The organism is Candidatus Aquicultor sp., assembly GCF_054640775.1.
In genome coordinates, this window is sequence record NZ_JBTSLF010000129.1 from 1 (window position 1) to 7296 (window position 7296).

Below are 7296 nucleotides of genomic sequence, written 5' to 3' on the forward strand. Positions count from 1 at the left end.
GTAGAATATTTAAAAGAGATGGATATCGATACGTCGAATATTATTAAAATAGGCTAAAATAAAGCCAAGTAGAGATATGCCGGCGCTGTGGAGAAAAAAGTACATGTATGGGCTAGGCGAAACGATCCGTGAACTCACCTCAAACGAAGAGATACGGGCAAAATTCGAAGAGAGCAAGGTTCTCTCCGTCTGGACGCAGGTCGTTGGCCCGGCGATAAGCGAGAACGCCGCACCGGAGAAGATCAAACACGGCATCCTGTATATAAAAACGAAGAGCCCGGCCTGGGCGCAGGAGTTGAAGGTTCTTGACGCACAGATAATAAAACAAATAAACGCGCTTCTCGGATCGCACACGGTTCATGAAATGAGATTTATCCACGGGCCGCTTGCTTCGAGGTACGACAAAGAAGATACCAACGAAGGCGCACCCGATATCGGCTCGATACGATTAACACAGAACGACCTTGAACACATAGAAGAGCTGGTAGGGGAGATAGAGCCACCCGAGATGAAAGACCGCGTACTTCGTCTCATGGTGAAGAATAAAAAGCTCGAGAAGTGGCGAAAATGCAAACTGGCATCACCCGATCAAGGACGGTAATAATAGACACAGTGTGGATATTAAAAGCGGATATACCCACAAAAATACCAGAAAATGTGTTATAATTATGGAGTTAGAAAACGGCTTAAAAGGCCGTTTCTTTGCGTACACACCCCAACAGTTGAGAAAAGAGGGAAACAAAAGTGAGCGTTACATATACCGCTAAAGACATAACAGTTTTAGAGGGATTAGAGGCGGTAAGAAAACGTCCAGGAATGTATATCGGTAGCACCGGACCGCGCGGCCTTCACCACCTCGTATACGAGGTGGTCGACAACAGTATTGACGAGGCGCTGGCCGGCTATTGTAAAAATATTGTCGTAATGATAAAAGAAGGCAACCTTATAGAGGTGACCGACGACGGCCGAGGCATTCCGGTCGATATCATACCGAAATATAAAAAGCCTGCGGTCGAAATAGTTTTGACCGTATTGCACGCCGGCGGAAAGTTCGGCGGAGAGGGATATAAAGTATCCGGAGGTCTTCACGGCGTAGGTGTTTCGGTTGTGAACGCCTTATCCGAAAGCCTTACGGTTGAAGTCAGCCGGGACGGCAAGACATATCAGCAGTCGTTTGCGTACGGCAAGCCGACGACCGGGCTCGAAGAAATCGGCAAATCCAAGAAAAACGGCACGAAAATCACGTTTTTGCCGGATAAAACCGTATTTGAAGAGGTGGATTTCAGCTTCGATACCATCCGACAGAGAATGCGCGAAATGGCCTTCTTGAATAAGGATCTAAAAATCGACCTCATCGACGAGCGCGTTGAGCCGCAGGAGACGGTGGAATACCAGTATTCCGGCGGTATCATCGATTTTATTAAGCACCTGAACAGCACAAAAGAGCCGCTTCACAAAAAAGTCGTCTACTTCGAGAACAGCGATGGCGGCAGCCAGGTAGAGGTTGCGATGCAATACAACACCGGCTACACGGAGAGCGTGTTTACCTTTGCCAACAATATAAACACCCACGAAGGGGGCACGCATCTTTCGGGATTTAAATCCGCGCTAACGAGAACGATCAACGACTACGCCAGGAAGAAGGGCCTCTTAAAAGAAAAAGAGGAGAATCTCTCCGGTGAAGATATTCGAGAGGGCTTAACGGCAATCGTCAGTGTAAAGCTGCGCGAGCCCCAATTTGAGGGACAGACAAAGACAAAGCTTGGAAATACGGAGATGAGGGGTCTCGTAGAGAGCACGGTTGGAAGCAAACTCGACGAGTTTTTAGAAGAAAATCCCGCAACGGCCAAGCTCATCATAAGTAAAACCATCCAGGCCGCCCACGCAAGGGCTGCGGCCCGCAAAGCACGCGAATTGACTAGGCGCAAGAGCCTGCTTGAGAGCACGTCTCTTCCCGGGAAACTCGCCGATTGCTCGTTGACGGACCCGTCTCTCTCCGAGATATACCTCGTAGAGGGAGATTCGGCGGGAGGCTCGGCGAAACAGGCGCGCGATAGGAGTTTTCAGGCGATCCTGCCGCTTAAAGGAAAAATATTAAACGTTGAAAAAGCCAGGCTGAACAAGATATTGAGCAGCGAGGAGATATTGGCTATGATCACCGCGCTCGGAACCGGTATCGGCGAGGACTTCGATGTCGGCAACGCACGGTATCACCGGGTCATAATAATGACCGATGCCGACGTTGACGGGGCGCACATCAGAACCCTGATTTTAACGTTCTTCTACCGCTATATGTTGCCAATGATCGAGTCGGGCTACGTGTATATAGCACAGCCACCGCTCTACAAGGTAATGCATGACGGCTTAACAAAATATTTTTATAAAGACAGAGAGCTTGAAGAATATCTCAACAAGCTCAACAAAAATGCGAACGTGCAGCGTTATAAAGGCCTGGGCGAGATGAACCCCGAGCAGCTCTGGGACACGACGATGAACCCGGAGAAAAGAACGCTGCTGAAGGTAAATATGGAAGACGCCATCGTGGCCGACGAGATATTCTCCATTCTTATGGGGGATAAAGTTGAGCCGAGGCGTGATTATATTATAAAACACGCAAAAGACGTGCGCTTCTTAGACATTTAAGTATTGAATCCCATTATTAGCGTCGACAAACCGCAAGATAATAGGATTCGCTAGAAGGAGAATTATAGAAATGGTAGATGCCCTAGCAGGCAGAGTAGAAACAATTGAAATAGAGGACGAACTTCGAAGCTCGTATATCGACTACGCGATGAGCGTCATCGTCGGGCGTGCGCTGCCCGATGTACGCGATGGTCTAAAGCCGGTGCACAGGCGAATTCTTTATGCCATGCACGACATGGGGATGCGCCCGGGTAGCCAGTACAAGAAGTGCGCCCGTATCGTCGGAGAGGTTTTAGGTAAGTACCACCCCCACGGCGATACCGCGGTCTACGACTCACTGGTGCGCATGGCCCAGAGCTTCGCACAGCGCTATGAGCTTATCGATGGATATGGAAACTTTGGTTCGGTCGACGGCGACTCGCCGGCCGCTATGCGATATACAGAGGCGCGCCTTTCAAAGCTCGCCGCAGAGATGCTGCGCGATATAGAAAAAGACACGGTTGATTTTGTCCTGAACTTCGACGAGACCCTGCAAGAGCCGCTGGTATTGCCGGCGCGCTTCCCAAATTTATTGGTAAACGGGTCTTCGGGTATCGCGGTCGGTATGGCGACCAATATCCCGCCGCATAACCTCGGCGAAGTAATCGACGCCGTTATCGCCATGATAGATAATCCCGAAATCGACGTGCAGGAGCTGATGACACACGTCAAAGGACCGGATTTTCCAACCGGCGGCATAATCATGGGCAGAACCGGCATAAAGGAAGCCTACCTGACGGGTCGCGGCAGTATAAAAGTGCGCGGAAAAGCCCACGCCGAGCAGACCAAACAGGGAAAACAGAGAATAATCGTCTCCGAGCTCCCATATCAGGTTAACAAAGCCCGGCTTGCCGAGAAAATCGCCGAGTTGGTTCGCGATAAAAAGATCACCGAGATCAGCGATTTGCGTGACGAATCTGACAGAAGCGGCATGCGCCTTGTCATAGAGCTTAAGCGTGACGCCGTAGCCCAGGTGGTTTTAAATAAGCTTTATAAACACACCCAGCTTGAAGTAAGCTTCGGTGTTATTACGCTCGCGCTGGTCGACGGCGTGCCGAGGGTATTGAACCTGGGACAGGTCTTAAGATACTATCTCGAGCACCAGAAAGACGTTATTATACGGCGCACGAAGTTTGAGCTTAAGAAAGCCCAGGATAGGCTACACATCGTCGAAGGCCTCTTGATTGCGCTTAATAACCTCGACGAGGTTATTAAGACCATCAGGGCGTCAAAAAATGTCGAAGAGGCCCGCCAGCAGTTGATGCAGAAGTTTAAGCTGTCGGAGATCCAGGCGCAGGCGATTCTTGATATGCGCCTGCAACGCCTGACCGCTCTCGAGCGCCAGAAGCTCGAAGACGAGCACAAGGAGCTGCTTGAAAGGATAGCATATCTAAAAAGCATCCTGGAGAGCGAAAGCATCCTTCTTGGAATTATTAAAGACGAACTTACTTCAGTTAGAGACAAGTATGCCGACAAGCGGCGCACGCAGATTACATCAGCGGCGACTGAACTCGAGATCGAAGACCTTATCGCCGAGGAGGACATGGTAATCACAATAACCCGCTCGGGATATATTAAGCGCCTTCCCGCAACGACATATAAAAATCAGGCGCGTGGGGGCAAAGGCGTTACCGGTGCGAACCTAAAAGAGGGCGATTTCGTCGAGCATCTCTTTATCTCTTCGACACATAATTACATATTGTTCTTCTCAAACAAAGGGAAGATATATAAATTAAAGGTCCACGAACTACCGGTCGCAAGCAGGACGGCAAGGGGACAGGCGGTTGTGAATATCCTGCCCTTCACCGCGGACGAAAAGATAGCTGCGGTTATATCGACCAAGAGCTTTGAACAAGACCAGTACCTGGTAATGGCGACCAAAAACGGTATTGCTAAAAAGACGCCGTTTGTCGAATACAACACATCGCGACGCGACGGCATTCTGGCGATTACCATGCGCGAGGACGACGAGCTTATCGGTGTAAAGATCACCAAGGGATCGGACGACGTAATCCTGGTCTCAAGAGGAGGTATGTCGATACGCTTCCGTGAAACCGATGTTCGCCCGATGGGTAGAACGGCGACCGGCGTCAAGGGCATGGTTCTTACAAAAGGCGACGAGGTCTTGGCGATTGAGATCGCGCGGGACGAATCGGACCTGCTGATCGTAACCGAAAACGGTTTTGGAAAACGCACGCCGATGAGCAATTACCCGCTGCAAGGACGCGGCGGCAAAGGCGTAAAGACGCTGAAAGAGACCTCGGCGCGCGGCCAGATCGCTGCGGCGAAGATGGTCCAGGAAAACCACGAACTGATGGTCATTTCGAGCGAAGGGATCGTTATTAGGACGCCGGTTAATAAGATTTCGCAGATGGGTAGAAATACCCAGGGTGTGAAGATAATGAATCTTAACGACAGCGATACGGTAAGCGCCGTGGCGCTGGTTATCGATAGGGACGACCACAAGGACATCCCGGAGAACGGCCAGAACAACGATCAGGAACCGTCAGCCACGTAATAACTTATGCTCTGGAGAGCTTCATGCAGGCATTCGAGGTATTGGACTATACCGCCGATGTTGGGCTAAAGGCGTACGGCATAACACTAAAAGAAGCCTTTGAAAATGCCGCTACCGGTATGTTTAGCCTGATAACCGACCTGAACGACGTGAAGTCGGTTCTTTACGATGAGGTGTATGTCGAAGCGGAGGACAAGGAAAGCCTCTTGGTCGAGTGGCTCAACGAGCTGCTCTACCGCTTCGAGGTAAAATACAGGGTCTACAAGCGCTTCGAGATACTCGAGTGGGATGAAGAATACCGTCTGCGTGCACGGGCATACGGCGAGCCCCTGGATCTCGGCAGGCACGAGATAAAGACTCAAATAAAAGCATGTAGCTACCGGATGTTAAAGGTCGAGCACAACGATGTTTGGTCTGCCCAGGTAGTTTTTGATGTTTAGCCCCCGTGGTTGATGCGTTATTTAATAGCAAAGAGCTGCTGCTCGCACGCAATATTATAAAGTTGATTGGAATGCTCATATTAGGCCTTGTGTGTAATGCGCCCGCCCGTCGTCTCAAATGGATGATCTGATTCAACCTGCGTTGATTGGGGTAATAACGCCTTGTAAAGAGATAAGTCCGAAGAGTGGAGGAGAGGGCGTTGCTTATTTCGACCGTTTTATTCACCGACGGGGAAGAGCGGCAGTTTCGAGCGGAAAGCGTAACCGTCGGCGCCCCACAAGAAAACCTTGTGCGTATCGAACTGGCCGATGGAACAGAGATATTGATCCCTCTTTATTCAATAAAGCAAATCACCACGGAGGATTTGCCAGTCGACGCGATATCCCCGGTGATATTTAACGAGCATGTTCCGTCCTAGCTTTATTTGAGAGATTGTGCGCCATTCTAACCGGCTCCGGAAGCCGGTAGCGCGGCGCGCAGGACAATACCACCCCGGTGGCCCCGGTAAGGTCGATTTTGTGTCCGATTGAGACAAACACGGGAGAGACGCCGGTTCTGGTGCGTAGCGCCACGCCGATCTCTTCGCCGTTTTTAATGAGCGGGCTCGTCGAGCCCCGGGTCTCGCCGGGTTCGCTGTATTTGCCGACCAGAACCGTTTTAGCACACCCCACCGATGGCAGGTCGAGAAGCACCCCCATATGAGACGCTATCCCGAAGCGACGCGGGTGGGCGACCCCTTGTCCGTCGAAGATAACCACGTCCGGGACCGTCTCGATTTTTTTAAACGCCTCGACAAGCGCCGGACCTTCCCGGAAGGTCAAAAATCCCGGAATATAAGGGAAGGTGGCGAGTGTCATTGCGGTCTTTTCTTCTACCACGGCAAGGTCGGGGTAGCTTAATATGGCGACCGCGGCGAAGATTTCGTCAGAGCCCCTTGAAAACGAGACATCCGCACCCGCCACGTAGCTGACTTCATCCAGATTAATGGGGGCGGGTTGGATTCTAGAGCGCAGCTCGCGCTGAATCTCTGCGGCCTCGGTAACCGAAACCCGCCAGGGGTTGAGTTCAAGAACCTTCATGTTACCAGTATGCCCGTTTATTACGGTATGTATTATCTACTCTTTCGACTTAATTTTTTTGAGATCTGCTATCGCGTCGTTTATCGTGGAATGAAAGGGGAAGATGCGGGTAAGACCGGTTAGCGTTAACACCCTATCGACTAACGGATTGCCCACAACCGCCAGCGCTCCGGCCTTCTTTTTGACTTTCTCAAGCCCACCCAGAAGAACCCCGAGGCACGAGCTATCGATATAACTTATCTTATGTAAGTTGACAACCATAAAGTAGTTGCCCCTTTCGATTTCTTCGTTTATTGCCTCATGTAGCCTATAGCAGTTACTAAGATCAATCTGCCCGTGGACTTCGATAACCGGTGTCCCCTCAACAGCCTTTTTAATTATCTCCATATAGGTTTGACCGCCTTCCTGAGCCGCGCCGTCATAGCAGGTAGAACGCGCGCCTACTTTTATATTCCCGCCTCTTACGTGCATAAAACATGTAAGGCTAATATAAGCAAAACAGCGGCTCTTTTGCAGGGCAACCAACCACAGCCATGAAGCCTTACTGGTCGCTAACTATGCCACTGACCTGCGGTT

Annotated in this window: 7 protein-coding genes; 5 read left to right on the plus strand and 2 right to left on the minus strand. The window is 50.6% G+C overall.

Translation table 11 applies throughout. The annotated features are described in order from the left end of the window. The first annotated feature begins 103 nt into the window (after positions 1–103). The 5 genes from ACYC56_RS10460 to ACYC56_RS10480 all read left to right on the plus strand — a co-directional run bounded on the left by ACYC56_RS10460 (position 104) and on the right by ACYC56_RS10480 (position 6059). The gene (locus ACYC56_RS10460) at positions 104–601 is read left to right on the plus strand and encodes a DciA family protein (protein ID WP_461374122.1); all 498 of its coding nucleotides are present in this window, start codon (positions 104–106) and stop codon (positions 599–601) included. A 143-nt stretch (positions 602–744) separates the two neighbouring features. After that, entirely contained in the window at positions 745–2643 is a 1899-nt protein-coding gene (gyrB, locus tag ACYC56_RS10465) for a DNA topoisomerase (ATP-hydrolyzing) subunit B (RefSeq protein WP_461374123.1), read from the plus strand. A 70-nt stretch (positions 2644–2713) separates the two neighbouring features. Continuing rightward, positions 2714–5200 carry a DNA gyrase subunit A gene (gene gyrA / locus ACYC56_RS10470; protein WP_461374124.1) on the plus strand — a complete coding sequence of 829 codons (2487 nt, stop codon included), beginning with the start codon at positions 2714–2716 and terminating at the stop codon, positions 5198–5200. Between the two features lie 23 nt (positions 5201–5223). Then, on the plus strand, positions 5224–5640 hold the full coding sequence (locus ACYC56_RS10475; RefSeq protein WP_461374125.1) for an archease: 417 nt from the start codon (positions 5224–5226) through the stop codon (positions 5638–5640). Between the two features lie 200 nt (positions 5641–5840). Beyond that, positions 5841–6059: a hypothetical protein gene (locus tag ACYC56_RS10480; protein ID WP_461374126.1), complete on the plus strand. Its 219-nt coding sequence runs from the start codon at positions 5841–5843 to the stop codon at positions 6057–6059. Here the strand turns inward: ACYC56_RS10480 and nfi are convergent. Together nfi and ACYC56_RS10490 are read right to left on the minus strand one after the other, a co-directional pair. Further along, on the minus strand, positions 6037–6720 hold the full coding sequence (gene nfi / locus ACYC56_RS10485) for a deoxyribonuclease V (RefSeq protein ID WP_461374127.1): 684 nt from the start codon (positions 6718–6720) through the stop codon (positions 6037–6039). The genes ACYC56_RS10480 and nfi overlap by 23 nt on opposite strands. A gap of 36 nt (positions 6721–6756) precedes the next feature. Continuing rightward, positions 6757–7191: an STAS domain-containing protein gene (locus tag ACYC56_RS10490; protein ID WP_461374128.1), complete on the minus strand. Its 435-nt coding sequence runs from the start codon at positions 7189–7191 to the stop codon at positions 6757–6759. Between the last annotated feature and the right edge of the window lie 105 nt (positions 7192–7296).

What these genes read in the sequence shown, in the direction of transcription:
- ACYC56_RS10460 (WP_461374122.1), top strand. Translation starts at nt 104, where the DNA reads ATGTATGGGCTAGGCGAAACGATCCGTGAACTCACCTCAAACGAAGAG.
- gyrA (WP_461374124.1), top strand. Translation starts at nt 2,714, where the DNA reads ATGGTAGATGCCCTAGCAGGCAGAGTAGAAACAATTGAAATAGAGGAC.
- ACYC56_RS10475 (WP_461374125.1), top strand. Translation starts at nt 5,224, where the DNA reads ATGCAGGCATTCGAGGTATTGGACTATACCGCCGATGTTGGGCTAAAG.
- nfi (WP_461374127.1), bottom strand. Translation starts at nt 6,720, where the DNA reads ATGAAGGTTCTTGAACTCAACCCCTGGCGGGTTTCGGTTACCGAGGCC.
- ACYC56_RS10490 (WP_461374128.1), bottom strand. Translation starts at nt 7,191, where the DNA reads ATGCACGTAAGAGGCGGGAATATAAAAGTAGGCGCGCGTTCTACCTGC.